Genomic DNA, 20,578 nt, shown 5'->3' on the forward strand with positions numbered 1-20,578 from the left:
CCTGAATGGTTGCGTTTTCAACGACTCGAAAGCCGCCGCTCAACCAATGAGCGGCAGCCACCGCAACACGCCATGGCGAAAAACCGCGTCAAACAATCCGGTTCAACGCATCGGCAAACCGCTTCACCGCCCCATCGATGTCATGCAGCTTGTCGAGACCGAACAACCCGAGCCGGAACGTCTTGAAGTCCGCCGGCTCGTCGCATTGCAACGGCACGCCCGCCGCGATCTGCAAACCGACATCGGCGAATTTCTGCCCGGTGCGAATACCGTCGTCGTCCGTGTAGCTGACCACGACACCCGGCGCCTCGAACCCTTTCGCGGCCACGCTTCTGAATCCCTTCTCCGTCAGCACGGCACGAACGCGCTCGCCGAGTTCGAGCTGTTCCGCCTTCACCTTGTCGAAGCCATATGCCTCGGTTTCCTTCATCACGTCGCGCAGCGTCGTGAGGCTGTCCGTGGGCATCGTCGCGTGGTACGCGAACCCGCCGCCCTCGTACGCTTCCATGATCTGCAGCCACTTGCGCAGATCGCACGCGAAGCTGGTGCTCGTCGTCGAATCGATGCGTTCCCGCGCGAGCGGGCTCAACATGACCATCGCGCAACACGGCGACGCGCTCCAGCCCTTTTGCGGCGCGCTGATCAGGATATCGACGCCGCTCGCCTGCATGTCGACCCACACGGTGCCCGACGCGATGCAATCCAGCACGAACATGCCGCCGACCGCATGCACGGCATCGGCCACCGCGCGCAGGTACGCATCGGGCAGCATCATGCCGGACGCGGTTTCGACGTGCGGCGCGAACACGAGATCGGGCTTGTGCTCGTTGATCGCGGCGACCACTTCGTCGATCGGCGCCGGCGCATAGGCGGCCTGCCTGCCCGCTTCGACCGGACGCGCCTTCAGCACCGTCGTCTCGGACGGAATGCCGCCCATGTCGAAAATCTGCGACCAGCGGAAGCTGAACCAGCCGTTGCGGATGACGAGGCACTTCCTGTTCGTCGCGAACTGCCGCGCCACGGCCTCCATGCCGAACGTCCCGCTGCCCGGAACGATCGCGACCGACTTCGCGTTGTAGACGTTTTTCAGCGTGGCGGAGATGTCGCGCATGACGCCCTGGAAGCGCTGCGACATATGGTTGACGGAGCGATCGGTGTACACCACCGAATATTCGAGGAGCCCCTCGCGGTCAACATCGGGAAGTAAACCTGGCATGCTCGCCTCCGGTGAAAGATGAACGATGGAATCAGGACAAGCAGCGTCTTCGATTCGATACTGCTCTGCACCCATGCAAATGCGTCATTTCCTCGACGAAAGCAGATTCTAACGAACGGCGCCGGTCGATTGGGGCATATTTTGTCTGCTGCGGAGCCCGGTATTCGTCGACGCCGGCCCCTGCCGCGCACATCGCCCCGTTCCATGTAAGGGTTAACGACGCGTGCGGCGCGCGTCACATAACATGTCGACCAGGCCCTTCACGACGGAATTTTCGATGACCTCCTCTCCCGCATCGTCACTGCAGTCGTCAACCGATCGCGCGCTCGCCGAGCGCATCGACGCGGTCCTGTCCCGCCAGCTCGACACGCAGCGCCTCGTCGGCGCCGTCGTCCTCGTCGCCCGCGACGGCGAACTCGTCTATCGCCGCGCGGCCGGCTTCGCGGACCGCGAATCGCGTACGCCGATGCGCGAGGACACGCTGTTCCGGCTCGCATCGGTGACGAAGCCGATCGTCTCGGCGGCCGCGATGGCGCTCGTCGCGCAACGCAAGCTGTCGCTCGACGACGACGTCACGCGCTGGCTGCCCGAATTCCGTCCGGCGCTGCCCGACGGCCGCGTGCCGACGATCACGGTGCGCCAGCTGCTCGTGCATACCGCCGGCCTCGACTATCGCTTCAACGAAACCGACGCGAACGGCCCGTATGCGCGTGCGGGCGTCTCCGATGGGCTCGATGCCGCATCGATCACGCTCGCCGACAACCTGCGCCGGATCGCGAGCGTGCCGCTGCTGTTCGCGCCCGGCACCAGCTGGAACTACTCGCTGTCGATCGACGTCATCGGCGCGCTGATCGAGGCCGTCTGCGGCGTGCCGCTCCCCGATGCGATCGATGCGCTCGTGCTGCGCCCGCTCGGCGTGCACGACACGGCGTTCGTCGCACGCGATCCCGCGCGGCTCGCGACGCCGTACGTCAACGACACGCCGCAGCCGCACCGGCTCGCCGAGAACGAGACGGTACCCATCGTCGAAGGGTTCGTCGGCGTCACGTACTCGCCGTCGCGTGCGCTGGATGCACACGCGTTCCCGTCGGGCGGCGCCGGGATGGTCGGCACCGCCGGCGACGTGCTGACGGTGCTGGACACGTTGCGCGCGGGCGGCGGCGCGATCCTGCCCGCCGAGCTGGTCGACGAGATGGGCCGCGTACAGACCGGCGATCTGGAATTGCCGGACCTGCCCGGCGCGGGCTTCGGAATCGGCTTCTCGGTGCTGCACGACCCGCAGGCGGCCGCGTCGCCGGAATCCGTCGGCACGTGGCGCTGGGGCGGCGTCTACGGTCATTCGTGGTTCGTCGACCGCGCACGCGGGCTCACCGCCGTGTCGCTGTCGAACACGCTCTACGAAGGGATGAACGGGCAGTACACGCTCGATCTGCGCGATGCGATTTATGGTGTGCGGTAGCGCGGAATGGAAAAGGCCCGGCAAAGCCGGGCCAGTCTCGTTCCATGCGGCTCGGCCACTTCCTCGCGCCCGGCATGGCGAATAACGTGCGGCGAGCGCCCTGAATCGACGCAACGCCAATTCCGGCTGACCGCATCGTTGTCGCACGCCGTCACGGACGTTTCCCCTACCTGGCAAGGATCACGTACAAGCCCAAGCCGGTATAAGCGATGAACAAGACCGCAGCGACGATACAGGCAATACGCCCGATCCCGCGCAGACGCGTCATACCGAAATACATCAACCCGGCACCGACAAGCAGCCACAACGGCCAATAGCTGATGCCCAAAATCAGCATCATGACCGGCCACGGTATATCGATGGCGATGTCGCTCATTCCAGCGGGCCCCCGTTGCTCAAGTAGACAGTCAGTGTGTAAAAACCTCCGCGATGTTGCCACATTCCGACATCGACGACATCGGGTACGGATCAGCCTGCCGACGACAAAAAAAGCCCGACGAAAGTCGGGCCAACGGGTTTGAGACACTAGGAGAATCCCGCCCACCCCATACCGGGCGGTCACGCCGCGCTACACGACGTTCTTTTCGACGATCGGCCGGTTTTCGAGCACGCGCGCCCAGCCGAGCGACGACAGGTCGAGCGTGTCGTAACGCCCGCCCAGAATGAGTTCGCTGACGCCGCGCCCCGTCGCGGGCCCCTGCTGCAGCCCGTGGCCGCTGTAGCCGTTCGCGAACACGACGTTGTCGAGTTCCGGGTGGTAGCCGATGATCGCGTTGTGATCGAACACGTTGTACTCGTAGTAACCGGACCAGCAATTCTCGACGCGCAGCGCCTCGAATTCCGGTACGCGATGCGCGAGCGTCGGCCAGATCACGTCGTCGAACAGGTCGTGGTCGACTTCGTCGAGCGGCAGGTCGTCCGGGTCGCGATCGGGGCTCGGCGACGTGCCGCAGATATACGTGCGCCCTTCCGGCCGGAAATACACGCCGGTCGGATCGATCAGCAGCGGGCAATCGGCAAGCTTCGCTGGCGACGATACGTTGAAGATGCTGCGACGCCGTGCAAACACCGGAATGTCGATGCCCATCATCGACGACAGCGTACGCGTCCATGCGCCGGCCGCGTTGACGAGCGTGTCGCACGCGTAGCGCTCGCCGTCGTCCGTCACGACATGCGTAATCTTGCGGCCGTCGCGCACCACGTCCTTCACGTCGGCCGGCACGTAGCGCGCGCCGAGCGCCTGCGCCTTCTTGCGCAGCGCCTGCACGAGCCCGTAGCCGTCGAACCAGCCTTCGCCGCTCACGCCGTACGCACCCGACACGAGATCGTCGACGTTCAGCCACGGAAACTTCGCGCGCAGCGCGTCGCCGTCCATCAGCCGGATATCGGCGCCGAGGCTGGTCTGCAGCGCATGGTTCTCGCGCAGCGTCGCGTCGCCGGCCGGCGTCGCGAGGAACAGGTAGCCGCCTTCGTGCAGATCGATCGACGGCCGGTTGCCGTCCACTTCGAGCCGCTCGCCGATCGTGCGCAGGAACTCGATGCCGAACAGCGACATCTCGATCGACAGCGGCGTGGAAAACTGCTGGCGAATCGACGCGGCCGACAGCGCCGACGACGATCTTGCATAGGTAGGATCGCGTTCGATGACGGTCACGGCGACCGTGGGATCGGTGGCGCGCAGGAAATACGCGATCGAGCTGCCGATCACACCACCGCCGACGATGACGACTTGAGAACTCACGACTGACTCCGGTTACACGTAAAAGGCGCAGCCAGCCGGCCGCGCCCGTTGGGTGGTTCGTGCCGCGACTCGCGCGGCGTCGCGCGGGCAGCCTTCGTGGGCGATCGCTCCGGCTATTTCAGCACGTCCGGCATCGCCGCGAAAGCCCGCTCACGCGGGTTGCATTCAGTCCGCCGACTTGGTCGTGACGGGCTGCCACGCGGCGTTCTTCACTTCATACAGCGTCGAGCTCGGGTTCTTCAGGTCGCCCGTGTTCGTGAACGCGATCGTGCCCGTGATGCCGTCGTAGCGCGTGCCCTTCAGCGCGCCGTTGAAATCGGCCGGCTTGGTCGAGTTCGCCTTCTGCATCGCATTGATCGCGATCCACGTCGCGTCGTACGCGAACGGCGCATACGCGAGCATGTCGACGCCGTACTTCTGCTTGAATTTCGTTTCGAACAGCTTGCCCTTCGCGAGACGCGACAGCGGCTGCCCGTATTCCCACACCGACGCGCCCTCGGCCGCATTGCCGGCCAGCCGGATGAAGTTCGCGTTCATCACGCCGCCGCCCGCGAGGAACTGCGCGCGGATGCCGAGCTGGCGCATGCGCTTCACGAGCATCGCGGCCTGTGCGTCGAGGCCGCCGAAGAACACGAGATCGGCATTGGTGCTCTTGATCTTCGTGAGCTGCGCGCTGAAGTCGACGGCCTTGTCGTTCGTGAATTCGCGCGCGACGATCGTGCCGCCGTTCGCCTTCACCGACTTCTCGAATTCGTCGGCTTCGCCCTGGCCGAACGCGGTGCGATCGTCGATGATCGCGATGCGCTTCGCCTTCGTCACGCTCGCCGCATACGCACCGGCGTTGCCGGCGTTCTGCGTGTCGGTCGCGATCACGCGATACACGGTGTCGAGCCCGGCGCGCGTGATGTCGGGATTGGTCGCCGACGGCGTGATCATCGGAATGCCGGCCTTCGCGTAGATCTTCGACGCGGGCAGCGTCGTGCCCGAATTGAAGTGGCCGATCACGACGGCAACCTGCGCGTCGGCGAGCTGCTGCGCGGCCTGCACGCCGGTGCGCGGATCGCTCTGGTCGTCCTGCGACGCGATCACGAATTTCACCGGCTTGCCGCCGACCGTCGTGCGCGCGGCATTCGCTTCGTCGACCGCCATGCGCACGCCGTTCTCGATGTCCTTGCCGTAGGCGGCGCCGCCGCCGGTCAGCGGGCCCGCCACGCCGACCTTGACGATCGTCTCCTGCGCATGGGCCGCGCCCGTCTGGAACGCGAGAAGCGCGGCGGTCAGTGCAGCGCCGGAAAGCGAACGAATGCGGAACGTCATGGCAGTCCTTCTTCTGAGGGTCGGGATGCAACGCGCGAATGACGCGCGTCGGCAACCTCCTGCGCGCCGGTGACTGCTTGCACTGCCCGGGGCGCATTGCATGCGTCCGACCGGCCGGCCGATCACCGCGGTTCCGTCTCCGAAGAACCTTTCATCGCGAAAGAGGTGAATGGATTGTGGGTAGCCAATACCCGTGCAGCAAACGAAATATCGGAACTACGTTGTGAGGATTTGTCATCAAGTTCCGGGTCCATGGCCGATCCGCGGCCCGTACGACGGGGGCCGTGGATGGAGTGCTCGTGCAGGAAATGGCGGCCGCGCCCGTGGAGAAAGGCCGGCCGTGGTCATGCCGGCCACGCATCATCGCTGCGACGCCGGCCCGGCCGGCCTTCGCGACGCCCGTGGCGGGCGCCGCGTCATCGTTCAGTGGCGATCGGTGCCCGTATGCTTGCGCACCGCATCGGCCGCCTCGCCGGCCTTCTCCTGAAGCTTGCCGGCCTGCTGTTCGGCCAGGCCTTCCGCTTCGGTCTCGCGGTCGCCCGTCACCTTGCCGAGTGCTTCCTTGACCGAACCCTTGACCTGTTTGAGCTTGCCTTCGATGCGATTCCTGTCCATGGTCATCTCCTGCGATGGTTTGGGGGAGAGCCGGCGACGCCGCGCCCCTGCGCCGCACCGCCGAGTGGACAGGATCGCAATCGGACGCCGCGGGCGGCAGATGCGGATGCACCAATCGGCATGGTGCATTCGTACCGCCGCGGTCAGTCCTTGCCCTTCGCGCCGCCCTTGTCGCCGCGCGCGCCGTTCGGTTCGGCCGTGCCGACGATCCCGCGCTCGCGCGCCCACACAATCGCCTCGCCGCGGCTGTGCACGTCGAGCTTCGCGTAGATCGTCGCGACGTGATTGCGCACGGTGTTCGGCGCGAGCCCGAGGCGGCCGGCGATCTCCTTGTCGGCCAGGCCGTGGCACAGCAGGTCGAACACGTCGCGCTCGCGCGCGGTCAGGTCGGACAGCTGCGCGCCCGCATCCGGCGCATTCGCGCGCCGCACGTTCGCGAGCTTCTCGATCAGCGTACGGCTGAACCACGACGCATCCTGCATCGCGGTCTCGATCGCGTAGACGAGCTCCATCTCCGTGCGCTTGCGGTCGCTGATGTCGAGCAGCGCGACGAGCAGGCAGTCGCGTCCGTGAATCGCGACGGGGTCGGCCGACACGACGCAATCGCGCACGTCGCCGTCGCGCGTGCGGATCTGCACGTCCACGTTGCGCACGTGGCCGTCGTCGGCGAGCCGGCCTTCGATGCGCGACCACGCACCGCGTTCGGCCCACAGCCCGATCTCGTCCGCGGATTTACCAAGGAGGTCGGCCTGCGCATGGCCCGTCATCGCGGCAAACCCATCGTTCACGTCGAGCAGCTCGAAACGGTCCGCCGTGACGATCGCCATCGCGACCGGCGCCATCCGGAAGGCCGTCGCGAAGCGTTCCTCGCTTTGCATCAGCGCGCGCTCGGCCTGCTTGCGCGGCTCGAGATCCATGAACGTGAACAGCATGCACGCCTCGCCGTTCATGTCGATCGGCTGCCCGGCGACGACCACCGCCTTGGTACTGCCGTCGGCAAGCTTGAGCACAGCCTCCATCTGCGGAATCGTCGCGCCTTCGCCGAGCCGCTCGATCGCGAGCTCGCGCCGTTCGGCCTGTTCGAGCACGTCGACCTCGTACACCGAGCGGCCGAGCACGTCGTCGCGCGCGTGGCCCGTCATGTCGAGAAAGCCCTGGTTGACCTTCACGTAGCGCAAGTCGTCGAGCCGGCAGATCACGGCCGGCGCCGGGTTCGCGTTGAAGGTGCGCTCGAAGCGCTCCTCGGCGCTCGCCCATTCGGTCGCGTCGTGCAGCACGAGCGCGAGGCAGTCGGGTTCGCCGGCCGCGTTCGTCAGCACCAGGCTGCGGATGCGGTGCACCCAGCTCACCGACGCGTCGGCGGCCGATTCGACTTCGACCGTCACGTCGCTGAACTCCTCTCCGGCGATCACGCGATCCATCGGATAGTGGCCGTCGCGCACCGGATGGTTGTTCCGGTAGCGCAGCCGGAATCGCTCGCGGTATTCGGTGACGTCCGCGCCGAGCGCCTTCAGCTCGGTCACGCCATGCATCGCGAGCGCGGCCTCGTTCGCCCAGACGATCCGCTGGTCCGGCTCGATCAGGATCACGCCCTCGGTGAGTCCCGCGATGATCTGGTGCAGCTGACGCCGGTCGGTATGCGACTTGAGCGCCTGTTCGTCTACTTGTTCGTTCATCGAATCGTTGTCCCTGTCGTCAACATGAGCGGTCAACCCGGGCGCCGGCCGGGCGCCCGTTGCAACGGCATGCCCCGGCCGGCGCGTGCGGCGATGATCGCGTGCCGCGCAACGGCGCGACACGCGCGAATGCACTATCTCGAATAGTACATTCGCATGCCGCCCGTGATCGTGCGGTGCCCCGCCGAATGGTGCGGCACGGCCCGCTCGCCTGTCGCGCCGCGTTGCCCGGGTCGTGGTGCATGTCCCCGCCCCACCGTCTGTTCCGTCCCCCAGTGCAAACGCACTAACCGATCCGGTGAATTTGCGCGATGTCCGCTCGCGTTCGCGTCGGTACGCTGGTACTGCATCGGCGCTCATGCGCTGCCCTTTCATACCGCAGAGGGAGGACACCCGGATGAAATTGCATCAGACACCCGATCCGACGCGGCCCGAACCGGCCCCGGACAATCCGCCCGAGCCGGCGCCCGGCACCGACCCGCCGGTACCGCTGCCACCCGACGTGCCGCGCCCGGACATGCCGCCGCGCGAGCCCGGCTACGACACGCCGATCGCCCGCTGAGGCACACGAACGCACGGGAACGCGCCGTGCTCACCGACTGATTGATTCAACCCGCCAATCGAAGGAGAACATCAATGAACAAGACCTCGCACCTTTCGACCCTGCTCGCCGTCAGCGCGGCCTTCCTGCTGTCCGCCGCTCCGCTCACGAACGCGCACGCCCAGGCCTCGTCGGCCGATAGCGGCATGGCGAGCGAATCGAATCAGCCGGTCACCGACACGTGGATCACGACCAAGGTGAAAGGTGAGCTCGCAACCACCGACGGCGTGAAGAGCACCGACATCAGCGTGAAGACGGTCGACGGCGTCGTCACGCTCACGGGCGTGCTGCCGACGAAGGTCGCCGTGAAGAAGGCCATCGCCGTGACGCGCGCGATCAAGGGCGTGAAGCACGTCGACGCATCCGGCCTGAAGGCGAAGGCCTGAGCTACCCCGCGGCCGAGCGCCGCACTTTTCTCCCCTTACGAAAGGAGCACACCATGAACGAAGACAAGATCAAGGGCCAGTGGAAGCAGCTCACCGGCAAGCTGAAGGCCAAGTGGGGCAAGCTGACCGACGACGACCTCCAGGTCGCGGAAGGCAATCGCGATTATCTGGCCGGCAAGATCCAGGAGCGTTACGGGATCGCCCGCGACGAAGCCGAGAAGCAGCTGAAGGAATTCGACCGCGAGCTGTAACGCGCCAGTCGTCTCACCCCGCCGCGACGCGCACCGCGTCGCGGCCACGCGGAGGACAACGACATGGGCAAATATCTGATCGCATGGCTGCTCGGCGTACCGATCGGGCTGCTGGTGCTGTTTTTTCTGGTCACGCACCTCTTCTGACGCACGCGACGCCCCGTCAACGGAAACGGGCCGACGGCTGAAACCAGCCGCCGGCCCTTCCGCTTGTGCACGCGATACGTGACGCGCCGTGCTTACTTCGCCGCGTTCGCCGTCATCTTGAAGATGCCCTGCGCATTGCCCGCGTCGAAGCGCAGGTCGGTCACCCAGCGCCGCGCCGCCTGGTCGAACGTGCGCTTGCGCGTGATGAATTCGTAGAACGACCCCGGCACGTTGCGCTTGACCGTGCCGCCGTCGCGGGTGCGGAATTCGCGCTCGACGGTATCCGCGCGATAGGCCGTCTGGAACACGCGGCCCGAGCGCGAGCGCTCGACCTCCGGCTTCATCGGCCGGCCCTTCGCCTTCTCGTCGTCGGACAGCTTGAACACGTCGGCGACGCGGTCGGTCGCATGGTTGAACGCATTGCCTTCGGTCGCGATCCACGCCATCTCCGCCGATTCCATCAGCAGCGTTTCGTAGTCGAGCTCGTTCGGCACATCGTGCTGGCGCGCGAACGCGCCGACGATTTCCGGCAGCAGCGCGTGCGCGGCTTCGAGCGACAGCCAGCCTTCGCGCTCGACTTCCCACAGCAGCGCGACGGCCGCCGGCGACAGCGGGTCGCGCGACGAACTGACGACGTTCGTCACCGCCTGCTGGAATTCCTTCGAGAAGCGCTCCGGATGCAGTTCGCTGACGAAAAACTGCGCGATTTCGTCCGGCGCGTCTTCATGCGCATACGCGCGGCCCGTCATGCCGAGCTTGTCGAGCGGGTAACGGCCGTTCAGGCGGAAGCCGAGCGGACGCAGGATGCGCGTGAACGCCGCCTCGCCCGGCGGCAGCGCGCCCGTGTGCGGCCAGCGCACCGTGCGCAGCGCGCCGTGGTCGAAATAGACCGAGCCGCCGTTTTCGATCGCCTCGGCCGTGTACGCGCGGCCGTTCGCCGAACGCTCGAGCAGCCCTTCGAACAGCGCCATGTTCATCGCCTGCGCGATTTCCGCGCGCGTCACGACGCCGTCTTCCCATTCTTCGAGGATGGCCGGCATGTTCAGGGTCGAGAACAGGGCGTCGGTCTTCGCCTGTCCCAGCAGCTTCGTCAGCAAGCTGTCGATATTCGGATTGCGCATCAGGATTCTCGTCTCGGGGGACCCGCCGGCAAACGTGCCGGCAACTCGTCGGCCGGCCGCCCGGCGGGCGCCTGACCTTGCACGGGAAGCATTATTCAAAGGGTTGCAGCGGGGCGTAAAGCGAGATTAAATTGATATGTGATGAGTTTTTGGAATTATCAGCGGCCCTTCGCTCCCCCTCACCCCCGTGCGGCGCGGCCCTTTTTGTCGGATAAATAGAGCATCATGCGCAAATTCAAGATCCCCAACATGGGCGCGCTCGTGGCTTTCGAAGCCGCCGCCCGCCACGAGAGCTTCACGCACGCGGCCAAGGAGCTGTTCCTGACCGAAAGCGCAGTGTCGCGGCAGATCGCGACGCTGGAGGCGAGCCTCGGCGTGCGGCTGTTCGCGCGCGTGAAGCAGCGCGTCGTGCTGACGCGCGCCGGCAAGCTGTACGGCACGCAGGTGCGGCGCGCGCTGGAAGCGCTCGACCGCGACACGCTGTCGATCATCGCGCACGGCAGCGGCGGCGGCTACCTGGAACTCGCGGTGCTGCCGACCTTCGCGTCGCATTGGCTGATCCCGCGCATCAAGAGCTTCTACGACCGCACGCCCGACGTGCGCGTGAACATGGGCAGCCGCACCGACCTGTTCTCGTTCGAGGACACGCACTTCGAAGCCGCGATCCACTACGGCAAGCCGACGTGGCCCGGCACGTCGTCCGACTATCTGTTCGGCGAGGAAGTCGTGCCGATCTGCTCGCCCGCGCTGCTGAACGGGCCGGTCGAGCGCGTCGAGGATCTGCTCGCGTACCCGCTGCTGCACTCGACGACGCGCCCCGGCGCGTGGGCGCAGTGGTTCGAGACGCACGGCGTCGAGGACATCCGCACGATGCAGGGCGTGCGCTACGAGCTGCATACGATGCTGATCAGCGCGGCCGCGGCCGGGCTCGGCGTCGCGCTCGTGCCGAAGTTTTTCGTCGAGGAACAGTTGCAGCAACTCGGGCTCGTCGTGCCGTGCGATGCGGCAACCGTCGGCGATTCGGCGTACTACCTCGTGTATCCGACGGAGTTCAGCCACAGCAAGCCGCTGGAATCGTTCCGCGGCTGGCTGCTCGAACAGGCGAGCGCGTATGCGGCGCCGGAACGCGACGCGCGAGACGCCGATGAAGAGGATGACGAAGACATCGAGTAACGGCGCTGCCGCGCCGGCGTCACCGCGCGGTGGCGCCGCATGCGTGCCGCGCCGGCGCGTCGGCTGACACGACCTTCACCAGCCGCGCACGATCGGGCGTTTCCAGCCCCGGGCACGCGGTCTCCAGATCGCGGATCACGAGCGTCGCGCGCCCGTCGAACCGGCACACGCCGCGCGGCTGCGCGGCGGGCAGCCGCAGCCGGCGCCGCGCGTCGGGCTGGTTCGTGAAAACGATCACGCCTGCGCGCTGCGAGCGATCAGGCAAGTGCCGCGCCGACGCGTCGTCCTCTTCGAACCCCACGTCCGGCCCGATCGATTCGTCGCCGTAGTCGAGCGCGTAACGCCCCGACAGCGTGATCGTCCGGTCGACATGCACGGCATGGCAACCCGGCTCGGCATCCGCGGGAATGGTCTGCGCGCCGGCCGCGACCGGGCCGCACGCCAGCAACGATAAAAGCAGCGCGCGGGCGCGGGCGGTCATGCTGGACGCATCAAGCGCGTGGCGGCTCATGGGCAGTCGGGTGCGGGTCGTCGTGACGAAGACCCGCATTGTCGCGCACCGCGTGCGTTACATGTGCCACTTCACCGTGGCGGTCAGCGTACGCGGATCGCCGGGCATGTTGTACAGGTCCGCGTTGCCGTGCGCGGCGATGAAGTAGCGTCGATCGAACAGGTTGTCGAGCGTGAGCGTCACGTCGACCTTCTTGCTGCGATAGCCGGCGCCCAGGTTGAACACCGTGAACGACGGCAGCGTGACGAGATCGCTCGCCGACGTATAGCGCGCGGACTGGAACTGCATGCCGGCCGCCGCATAGAAGCCGTACGGCAGCTCGCGCTTGAGCCACAGGTTCGCGCTGTGGCGCGGCATCAGCCCCGGCGTGTTGCTCGACACCGCCAGGCCGGCCGCCGTCGATTGCGCGGACCCGTCCACCGTGCCGTTCAGGTACGCGTAACCCGCATACACCGACCACTTCGGCGCGATCTCGCCGGTGAAGCCGAGCTCCATCCCGCGCACGTGTTGCGTGCCGATCGGCAGCGCATAGCCGGGATTCGCCGGGTCGCCGATCTGCTGGTTGGTCTGGCGCATGTCGAACAGCGCGACGCTGGCCGTCGCCTTGCCGCCGAGGTCGAAGCGCGAGCCCACTTCATACGCGGTGGTCTTCTGCGGCGCGAGCGCGGCGCCGTTCGAGAACGCGCCGGAACTGATCAGCGTGTCGGCCAGCGGCGAGAACGACTGGCTGAACGACCCGTACAGCGTGAGCCAGTCGAGCGGTTCGTAGATCAGGCCGACGCGCGGACTCCATGCATGATCGGTGCGGTCGAGATTGACGTTCGACGACGTGTAGTCGTGGCGGATCTGGTTCAGGTAATCGAAGCGCAGGCCGGCGAGCACCTTCCAGTGTTCGGTCAGCGAGATCAGGTCCTGCGCATAGACGCCCGCGAGCCCGACGACGGTCGACGCGTTCGTCTTCGCGCGCGTGCCGCCCGGCACGCCGGGCAGGACGACCGGCTGCGGATTGAACAGATCGTAGGTCGCGACCTTCGTCACGCTGTAGATCGTGTCGAACTTCTGCTGCTGCGACAGCTCCAGCCCGTACAGCAGCTCGTGACGCATGCCGAACAGCGAGGTCTTCTGCGTGAGTTCGAACAGCCCGTCGATGCCGTGATCGGTGCGCTGGCGCGTCGACTGATCGAGCGTGACGACCGGGTGCGCGGCGGTCTTGATCGGCTCGTACGTCACGTAGTTCTTCCGCTCGAGCGAGAAGTCGTACGCGCGGATCGCGCCGTGGAACGACAGCGAATCGTTGAAGCGATGATCGAGCGACACCGTCGCGCTTTTCGCGGAGATGTCGTTGTACGAACTGTTCCCGCCGTCGGCCGACCCGTAGTACGTGTTGATCGGCACGTCGACCGGCCGGCCGCGATACGCAGGCAACCCCTGATCGGACGTGCGACGGTCGTGCAGGTAGTCGAATTCGACGTTCAGCACCGTGTCGCGGTCGAGCTTGAACTGCGCGGACGGCGCGATCGCCTGCCGGTTGAGCTGGAACCGGTCGCGGAAGCTGTTCGAATTCTCGGCCGCGCCGGTGATGCGAAAGCGCGCCGCGTCGTTCGGGTTCCAGCCGAGATCGAATTCGCCGCGCCGCTCGCCGCGCGTGCCGAGCGTCACGCCCACGTCGTTCACCGGGTTCGCCTGCGGCCGCTTCAGCACGCGATTCACGATGCCGCCCGCCGAGCCGCGCCCGTACAGCACGGCCGCCGGCCCCTTCAGCACCTCGACGCGATCGACGTTCGACAGGTCGCGGTAGTACAGCGCGTCGTCGCGAATGCCGTCGACGTACTGGTCCGTGATGCTGTTGAAGCCGCGGATCGTGATCTGGTCGCGCTGGCCGTCGCCGACCGAGAAGCCGACGCCCGGCACGTTGCGCAGCGCGTCCTGCAGCGACGTCGCGTTCTGATCCTCGATCACCGCGTGCGGCACGACGTTCACGGTTTGCGGCACGTCCATCAGCGACATGTCGGTCTTGGTCGCCGCGCGCGAATGGCCGCCGTCGTACGACGCATGCTCGGCGGCCGCGTTGACGGAAATCGCGGGCAGGGTCGCCGCGGCATCGCTCGCCTGCGCAAACGAAGTGCGGGCGCCGGCCAGCGACGTGGCGATCAGAAGCGCATGGCACGCGCTCGTGTGGAGTTTCATCGTGAACGTAGAGGTGGTGAAGAAAACGGCGAACGGCCAGCGCAAGCGGCACGAAAAAAGCCGTGACATCCCGTCACGGCTCGTAATGCGGCGAAATAATAAACGAGAATGATTCGTGTTTTTAATTAATTTTCAACGTGTCGCCTGGCCACAACGTGAATACGCGATGCGCTCTGCATTCCTGACGAATGCCTTTCTGCTTCAAGCGATTGGGCGGCTCGAATCGTAATAAAAACGAAAGCATCGGATCGATCGCGTCATGCGGCGACGATCGGTAAAAGGCGGGATTCGGGATACGACGGCGGAGAAGCTGGAGAGGATCACGAAGGATCGGCCAAGCTGGCGGGACTGGCGGGACGGATTCAACGGTCCGGTGCGCGCCGGACCGGGCAACCCCGACCCGGCGCTCCGGGCAGCCGACCTCGTATCGGCAGCGCGGCGGACCGACTTCTATTCTTCACTACGTCTGCTCTCAGGTTCACTGCATTTTTTTCCTCACCGCGCTGCGCCATTATCCGCTCAATTCGGCCGAAGTAAAACGTTTGCGGTTGCACCCAGGCCGTCATACCGGCGATTCGGAAACAGTCTTTCGAAATACTTACGATGCCGCTGCCGCGATTCGGTCATTGTTGCATTCGTGACGGCGTTCCTTTTTAATGGAACTGGTTCCATTCGCTGAATCGGCCACATTCCCGCGTGACGCGCCGTCGCGTGCAGGTCATGATGCCGATTCAGGATCGAGGATCATTCAGCTCAGGATTCGCATCGCCCGTCCTTCCCGGACACCCCCGTCAAACGAGACCGTCATGCCCGATTCCGCCTCCCTGCAGCACCTCTTTCCCGCCTTACAGGACATCCCCGCCGAATTCCGGCTGGCTTCGCCGATTCACCAGCGCGTGTCGCTCGTCGACGGCGAATTGCGACCGTGGGACGGCGCGACCAAGACCGTGCTGTCGCCCGTGTGCGTGCGGCAGCCGGACGGCGGCGTCGAGCAGGTCGAGATCGGCAGCTATCCGGTGATGGGCGAAACGGAAAGCGACGCGGCACTCGACGCCGCGGTACGCGCGTACGACGCCGGCCGCGGCGAATGGCCGACGATGAAGGTCGAGCAGCGCATCGCGTGCATGCAGGATTTCATCAAGCGGATGGTCGCGCAGCGCGAACGCGTCGTGAACCTGATCATGTGGGAGATCGGCAAGAGCCTCGCCGATTCGCAGAAGGAATTCGACCGCACCGTCACGTACATGACGCAGACGATCGACGCGCTGAAGGAGCTGGACAACGCGAACTCGCGCTTCGTGATCGCGGAAGGCACGATCGGCCAGATCCGCCGCACGCCGCTCGGCGTCGTGCTGTGCATGGGCCCGTACAACTATCCGCTGAACGAAACGTTCGCGACGCTGATCCCCGCGCTGCTGATGGGCAACACCGTGGTGTTCAAGCCGCCGCAGTACGGCACGCTGCTGTTCGAGCCCCTGCTGGAAGCGTTCCGCGACGCGTTCCCGAAGGGCGTGATCAACACGATCTACGCGCCGGGCGCGGTGGTCGTGCCGCACATGCTCGCATCGGGCAAGATCAACGTGCTCGCGCTGATCGGCTCGAGCAAGGTCGCCGATCACCTGAAGAAGCAGCACCCGAAGTCGCACCGGCTGCGCGCGATCCTCGGTCTCGATGCGAAGAACGCGGCGATCGTGCTGCCCGACGCCGATCTCGACCTCACCGTGAAGGAGTGCCTGCTCGGCGCGCTGTCGTTCAACGGCCAGCGCTGTACCGCGCTGAAGATGCTGCTCGTGCATCGCTCGATCGTCGACGAATTCCTGAAGCGCTTCACCGCCGCGCTCGAACAGCTGAAGATCGGCATGCCGTGGGAAAAAGGCGTCAGCATCACGCCGCTGCCGGGCATGCATCGCACCGCGTACATGACGGACGCGATCGACGACGCGAAGGCGAAGGGTGCGCAGGTCGTCAACCATCAGGGCGGCGAATTCAGCAAGACGCTGTTCTACCCGGCCGTCGTGTATCCGGTGTCCGAAGGGATGAAGCTGTACCGCGAGGAGCAGTTCGGGCCGATCATTCCGGTCGCGCCGTTCGACGACGTGGAAACCGCGCTCGACTACGTGACGACGTCGGAGCACGGCCAGCAGGTCAGCATCTTCGGTTCCGATCCGGCGCAGATCGGCGCGCTCGTCGATCCGCTCGTGAACCAGGTGTGCCGCGTGAACATCAACTGTCAGTGCCAGCGCGGGCCCGACGTGTTCCCGTTCGCCGGGCGCAAGGACTCGGCCGAGGGCACGCTGTCGGTGAGCGACGCGCTGCGCGCGTTCTCGATCCGCTCGATGGTCGCGGCGAAGCAGACCGACAGCAGCAAGCAACTGCTCGACTCGATCGTGTCGGATCACCACTCGAAGTTCATCAATACGGGCTTCATTTTCTGAAGCCGCTTCGATGCGGGGCCTCCGCCGTGCATGGCGCGGCGGGGCGTCCGGTCGAACGCGTCGCCCGCATCACCGCCGCCGGTCAGATCGCGCCCGGTCGCGCGTGCAGGCCGTTCAGCAGCGTGTCCCATGCCTGCAGCGCGCGCGCCTCATCGACCGGCGAGGTGGCCTGCGCCGGCGGCAAGTCGCTCTGCCCGGCCACGCCCAGCAGCATCTCGATCGCGGTATGCGGTTGCGCAAGCGTGGCGGGATTGCCCGGTGCGAGCAGGTAGAAGCGATAAGCCGTGACGGCGCCGTCCCGGAGCTCGAACAGCACTTCCTCGGCATCCATGCCGGCAATCGACCGTTTCCCCTCGCGCAGGAGACGATGGCTTCCGGGCAGGCGATCGAATTTCGCGCGCAACGCGGGCAGCGTACGGCTGAACGGCTGCTCGCGATCGTCGCCGAAGGCATTGCGCGACTGGATCACGAGCAGCGCCGGTCGGCCCGGCATCAACGCGAACGATTGCCTGACTTCTTCGGGGTAGGTGGACGATCCGGTCACAATCCCGCCGTCGAAGCAGAAGCCCGGTTCGGTCGGTACGACCCAGTTGTCGCGCATCCGGATGCGCCGGAACGTGTCGTCATAGACGCCCTCGACACGATCCAGCGCATCGGCGCCGATGCTGCCCGTCGTGCGGACGAGCGTGCGGTTCGCGTACAGATAGCCTTCGGTATCGAACGGCAATGTGACGGATTTCGCCGCCGCTTCGTTGAAGACGAAAACACGCGAATCCGGTACGGGGGAAAAGGCCTTTTCCAGCCACGCGTGACGGGTCTTCCGATCCATCTCGGCCGGATTCGCGCGCAGCCGGGTACGCATCACCTGCTCGCGAGCGGCGATGGCAGCCTGGTAGGCATCCGGCGGCACCTCGTGCGTCGTGAGCAGTTGCTCCCCGCGGTACGCGTAACGCTGACTCGAGATCTCGCTCGAAACCGGCCGATCGAACACCAGGCGGCCGATACACCACGGACGTACTTTGGACAGCAGCGGATTGCTTGTCGCCGGATCGGCGGAAAACACCGAAGTGCAGGCACACAGTCCCGCCAGCACACCGAACCAGCGCAAAAGACGAACCATCAGCATCTTCCGGTACCTCGTGCATCCTTCATGGGTTGCCCGACACTGTACCCGGAAAGACGCGGCCCTCGCCGTTGCACGGGTCGCGCAGCAGCGGGCGGTGCGAGGCCCGATGCGGGCACGTCAACCGGCACGTCGGCCACGCCGGTATCGACGGCACGCACGACGCCGTCACCGGCGCGACGATTGCGCGGGCTGACCGCCTCTCGCGGCCCGCGCAGCCGGCGCGCGACACCTCACACGTTCGTCACCAGCAGCCGCACCCCCGCCACGCCGAACACGACGGCCAGACACGCCTCCATCGCACGCCGGCCGCGCACGTACAGCCGGCGCGCACCGTCCATCGAAAACACCAACGCATAGCCGCCGAACACCGCGCAGCCGATCGCGAGGCAGCCCGGCACGACGGCGCCGTGCGCGCCGCCCGCGCCGTTCGACGACAGCGCGACGATCGACACCCACACGAGAATCGCCTTCGGATTGGTCAGGTGCAGCATCGCGCCGCGCACGTAGAAGCGCGACAGCCGCTGCTCGCGCGCCGCGTTCGCCGATGCCGCCGGCGGCCCCGCCAGCGCCGTGCGCGCCGACTTGAACGCGAGCCACAGCAGGTACAGCCCGCCGAAGACCTTGATCGCGATCAGCAGCTTCGACCATGCGAGCAGCGCGGCCGATACGCCGAGCGCCGCCACCGTCGCCCAGAACATCGACCCTGAAATCACGCCGAGCGCGAACGCCAGCGCCGCCTTGCGACCCTGGTTCGCGGCGACCGACATGATCGCGAGATTGCTCGGCCCGGGGCTGGCCGTGCCGATGAAATAGGCCGTGTAGGCGAGCAGCAGATTGGCCGAGAAGAAGGTGTGGACGCTCATGGCGGACCTCGCGGGGATGGTTCGGAGATTGTTGGCAAACCCGCGCCGTCTGCCCATGGACAATTGTGCGGCCGATCGCTGGGCCAGTTGCGTGGTCATGCAACCGATCGCCGCACGCCGGACCGTCTCTGTTTTGAAACAACCGGCGCGTCCGCCGCCGGTTCGCGCGACCCAGCGGCACGCGTTTCCCGCGGCCGCGTCCCGTCGGCGGACGCACGGCGGGCGTGGCCGAACCGCGCGACACGCGCCGTGCCGGCCGTGCGCCGACGGAAACGCGCGACGTGCCGGATACCTGCGTTACGTTACATCCGTGAAGCATTTCACCTCGTCGCGCCGCTGCAGGCGCCCGACGCCGCCCACCGTGCGCGCGTAGACGCCCTCCTCGATCGCCAGCCCGATCCAGTCCCGGCGGGACTCGCCGACCGATGCGGGAGCGCGGCTCAACATTGCTCAACAATCGTCCGGCGGCGCTGGTACGGAATCTGCATTCCGTTCGGGCAGAAGCCGCGCTGGCGCGCGGACATGAATTCACCCGCGGGCGCCCCAACGGCTACGCCCGTACGATGTGCACACGCAACGAGGCCCTTCATGGATGCGCAGCCCAATTCGTCCGATACGTCGTTCCAGCTCTTCCTCGCGAAGGTGCTCGAACAGCCGCTGCCCGACTGGACCGAGAAACAGCAGATGGAACTCGAGATGGCGCGCACGCTGTCGACGCAAATGGTCTCGCTCGCCGAAGACATGCGCGGCCGCACGCCCGATCTCGCGCGCTGCCTCGTGCTGCTGCGCTACGCGAAGGTGCTCGATTTCATGCTGACGTCGCTCGCCGCGCACCGCGACATTCATCCGCAGACGCTGCGCACGCTGTTCCGGCTCGCGAACCTCAAGGTCGACGATGCGTATCCGGTATGAGCCGGCGCAACGGAGCGCGTGCCGCACACGGCCGTCGTGCCGGCGCCGGCCGTCCGCGATACGCTCGCATGCCTGATAACCTCGCCGCATGCGCATCGGAAACCGGACATCCCGGCTGGCCGGCGAGCCCGGCCTCTTCGTGAAGCAATACGGGCGCAACGCACGGAAACACCTCGACCCGAACGACACCGAACGCGCGATGAGGCGACTGTCGACGGCCGACCTCCCCGGTCTGCCAGCTGACGACGCAACCGAAGAAGACGAATCGGGCGTGGATTCCGGTCCCGCCTGACGCAACCCGACCCACCTCGATCCACCCCGCACACGCACGGCCCGCCTGCCCCTCCACGCAAACGGAGGTACAATCGCGCGCCATGAACGCACTTCGCCGCTTCCTGCTCCGGCCAGGCGTCGCACGACAGTGGCTGTGGGGGTTCCTCCTCGTGACGCTGCTGTCCCGCGCGCTGATGTCGGGCGCCGTGATGCTCGATCCGGACGGTCCGGATGCGGGCTCGGTGGTGCTGTGTTCGGGCCAGGGCCCGCTGATCGTCACCGCCGCCGCGCTGGCCGCCCGCTTCGATGCGAGCGCGCCGATCACGCCGGCCAACGATGCGCTGGCGCTCGTCGATGCACTGAAGCATGACGCGCACGCCGACAAGGCGGCGTCTTCCGGTAACGGCGACAGCCTGTGCGCATTCGGCGCCGCGCTATTCACCGCGCTCGCATCGTTCGTGCTGCTGGTGCTGCTGTTTCCCGCGGCGGTTCCCCGACGCTTCCGCGTTCACTTCGACAGTCTTCCTTTCGTGCGATCGCTATTCGACGATCGCCCGCCCTCCCGCGC

The 20,578-nt window shown here is 66.4% G+C and carries 21 protein-coding genes; 9 read left to right on the plus strand and 12 right to left on the minus strand.

The features are described 5' to 3' along the window. Window positions 1-88: 88 nt before the first annotated feature. Window positions 89-1,216 carry an aminotransferase class V-fold PLP-dependent enzyme gene (locus H0X91_RS19160; protein WP_034202808.1) on the minus strand — a complete coding sequence of 376 codons (1,128 nt, stop codon included), beginning with the start codon at window positions 1,214-1,216 and terminating at the stop codon, window positions 89-91. Between the two features lie 277 nt (window positions 1,217-1,493). On the opposite strand from H0X91_RS19160, the gene H0X91_RS19165 reads away from it, so the two are divergent. After that, window positions 1,494-2,675: a serine hydrolase domain-containing protein gene (locus tag H0X91_RS19165; protein ID WP_048984302.1), complete on the plus strand. Its 1,182-nt coding sequence runs from the start codon at window positions 1,494-1,496 to the stop codon at window positions 2,673-2,675. 166 nt (window positions 2,676-2,841) lie between these two features. Here H0X91_RS19165 and H0X91_RS19170 read toward each other — a convergent pair whose 3' ends face one another. The 5 genes from H0X91_RS19170 to H0X91_RS19190 form a co-directional block, all read right to left on the minus strand. Next, window positions 2,842-3,051, minus strand: a complete 210-nt coding sequence (locus tag H0X91_RS19170) for a hypothetical protein (RefSeq protein ID WP_012493113.1) — start codon at window positions 3,049-3,051, stop codon at window positions 2,842-2,844. Window positions 3,052-3,243: 192 nt separating this feature from the next. Continuing rightward, complete coding sequence (locus H0X91_RS19175) at window positions 3,244-4,416, minus strand: NAD(P)/FAD-dependent oxidoreductase (RefSeq protein ID WP_006484555.1); 1,173 nt, start codon at window positions 4,414-4,416, stop codon at window positions 3,244-3,246. A 165-nt stretch (window positions 4,417-4,581) separates the two neighbouring features. Next, window positions 4,582-5,733 (minus strand): branched-chain amino acid ABC transporter substrate-binding protein, encoded by a 1,152-nt coding sequence (locus tag H0X91_RS19180; protein ID WP_006495757.1) that lies wholly within the window; start codon window positions 5,731-5,733, stop codon window positions 4,582-4,584. 423 nt (window positions 5,734-6,156) lie between these two features. Further along, a complete protein-coding gene (locus H0X91_RS19185; RefSeq protein WP_006495758.1) occupies window positions 6,157-6,348 on the minus strand; it encodes a CsbD family protein in 192 nt (63 codons plus the stop codon). A 143-nt stretch (window positions 6,349-6,491) separates the two neighbouring features. Continuing rightward, window positions 6,492-8,024 (minus strand): helix-turn-helix transcriptional regulator, encoded by a 1,533-nt coding sequence (locus H0X91_RS19190; protein WP_048984293.1) that lies wholly within the window; start codon window positions 8,022-8,024, stop codon window positions 6,492-6,494. A gap of 397 nt (window positions 8,025-8,421) precedes the next feature. Between H0X91_RS19190 and H0X91_RS19195 the strand changes: the two genes are divergently transcribed. From H0X91_RS19195 to H0X91_RS19205, 3 genes are all read left to right on the plus strand, one after another. Next, window positions 8,422-8,586 carry a hypothetical protein gene (locus H0X91_RS19195; RefSeq protein WP_006484627.1) on the plus strand — a complete coding sequence of 55 codons (165 nt, stop codon included), beginning with the start codon at window positions 8,422-8,424 and terminating at the stop codon, window positions 8,584-8,586. A gap of 74 nt (window positions 8,587-8,660) precedes the next feature. Continuing rightward, window positions 8,661-9,011 carry a BON domain-containing protein gene (locus H0X91_RS19200; protein ID WP_059722340.1) on the plus strand — a complete coding sequence of 117 codons (351 nt, stop codon included), beginning with the start codon at window positions 8,661-8,663 and terminating at the stop codon, window positions 9,009-9,011. A gap of 53 nt (window positions 9,012-9,064) precedes the next feature. Further along, window positions 9,065-9,262, plus strand: coding sequence for a CsbD family protein (locus H0X91_RS19205; protein WP_006479804.1), 198 nt, complete (start codon window positions 9,065-9,067; stop codon window positions 9,260-9,262). Between the two features lie 239 nt (window positions 9,263-9,501). On the opposite strand, the gene H0X91_RS19210 is transcribed toward H0X91_RS19205, so the two are convergent. Continuing rightward, on the minus strand, window positions 9,502-10,530 hold the full coding sequence (locus tag H0X91_RS19210) for a DUF1338 domain-containing protein (protein ID WP_006495762.1): 1,029 nt from the start codon (window positions 10,528-10,530) through the stop codon (window positions 9,502-9,504). Between the two features lie 225 nt (window positions 10,531-10,755). On the opposite strand from H0X91_RS19210, the gene H0X91_RS19215 reads away from it, so the two are divergent. After that, window positions 10,756-11,703, plus strand: coding sequence for a LysR family transcriptional regulator (locus H0X91_RS19215; RefSeq protein ID WP_034202810.1), 948 nt, complete (start codon window positions 10,756-10,758; stop codon window positions 11,701-11,703). A 19-nt stretch (window positions 11,704-11,722) separates the two neighbouring features. On the opposite strand, the gene H0X91_RS19220 is transcribed toward H0X91_RS19215, so the two are convergent. Continuing rightward, window positions 11,723-12,184: a hypothetical protein gene (locus tag H0X91_RS19220; protein WP_048984390.1), complete on the minus strand. Its 462-nt coding sequence runs from the start codon at window positions 12,182-12,184 to the stop codon at window positions 11,723-11,725. 87 nt (window positions 12,185-12,271) lie between these two features. Then, window positions 12,272-14,401: a TonB-dependent receptor gene (locus H0X91_RS19225; RefSeq protein ID WP_060212855.1), complete on the minus strand. Its 2,130-nt coding sequence runs from the start codon at window positions 14,399-14,401 to the stop codon at window positions 12,272-12,274. 806 nt (window positions 14,402-15,207) lie between these two features. Here H0X91_RS19225 and H0X91_RS19230 point away from each other — a divergent pair. Continuing rightward, window positions 15,208-16,836 (plus strand): NADP-dependent glyceraldehyde-3-phosphate dehydrogenase, encoded by a 1,629-nt coding sequence (locus H0X91_RS19230; RefSeq protein ID WP_060267472.1) that lies wholly within the window; start codon window positions 15,208-15,210, stop codon window positions 16,834-16,836. An 82-nt stretch (window positions 16,837-16,918) separates the two neighbouring features. On the opposite strand, the gene H0X91_RS19235 is transcribed toward H0X91_RS19230, so the two are convergent. The 3 genes from H0X91_RS19235 to H0X91_RS19245 all read right to left on the minus strand — a co-directional run bounded on the left by H0X91_RS19235 (window position 16,919) and on the right by H0X91_RS19245 (window position 19,272). Then, a complete protein-coding gene (locus H0X91_RS19235; protein ID WP_196433240.1) occupies window positions 16,919-17,962 on the minus strand; it encodes a T6SS immunity protein Tli4 family protein in 1,044 nt (347 codons plus the stop codon). A 230-nt stretch (window positions 17,963-18,192) separates the two neighbouring features. Continuing rightward, window positions 18,193-18,825, minus strand: coding sequence for a LysE family translocator (locus H0X91_RS19240; RefSeq protein ID WP_006484586.1), 633 nt, complete (start codon window positions 18,823-18,825; stop codon window positions 18,193-18,195). 297 nt (window positions 18,826-19,122) lie between these two features. Further along, entirely contained in the window at window positions 19,123-19,272 is a 150-nt protein-coding gene (locus H0X91_RS19245; RefSeq protein ID WP_171984106.1) for a hypothetical protein, read from the minus strand. Between the two features lie 141 nt (window positions 19,273-19,413). Between H0X91_RS19245 and H0X91_RS19250 the strand changes: the two genes are divergently transcribed. The 3 genes from H0X91_RS19250 to H0X91_RS19260 form a co-directional block, all read left to right on the plus strand. Further along, complete coding sequence (locus tag H0X91_RS19250) at window positions 19,414-19,737, plus strand: hypothetical protein (protein ID WP_034202814.1); 324 nt, start codon at window positions 19,414-19,416, stop codon at window positions 19,735-19,737. Window positions 19,738-19,825: 88 nt separating this feature from the next. Continuing rightward, on the plus strand, window positions 19,826-20,029 hold the full coding sequence (locus tag H0X91_RS19255; protein ID WP_060212861.1) for a hypothetical protein: 204 nt from the start codon (window positions 19,826-19,828) through the stop codon (window positions 20,027-20,029). 82 nt (window positions 20,030-20,111) lie between these two features. Then, window positions 20,112-20,578: hypothetical protein (locus H0X91_RS19260; protein WP_077242211.1), on the plus strand; the 467-nt coding region annotated here is incomplete at its 3' end.

This window comes from Burkholderia sp. 9777_1386 (assembly GCF_015712265.1).
Classification (GTDB): Bacteria; Pseudomonadota; Gammaproteobacteria; order Burkholderiales; family Burkholderiaceae; genus Burkholderia; species Burkholderia cenocepacia.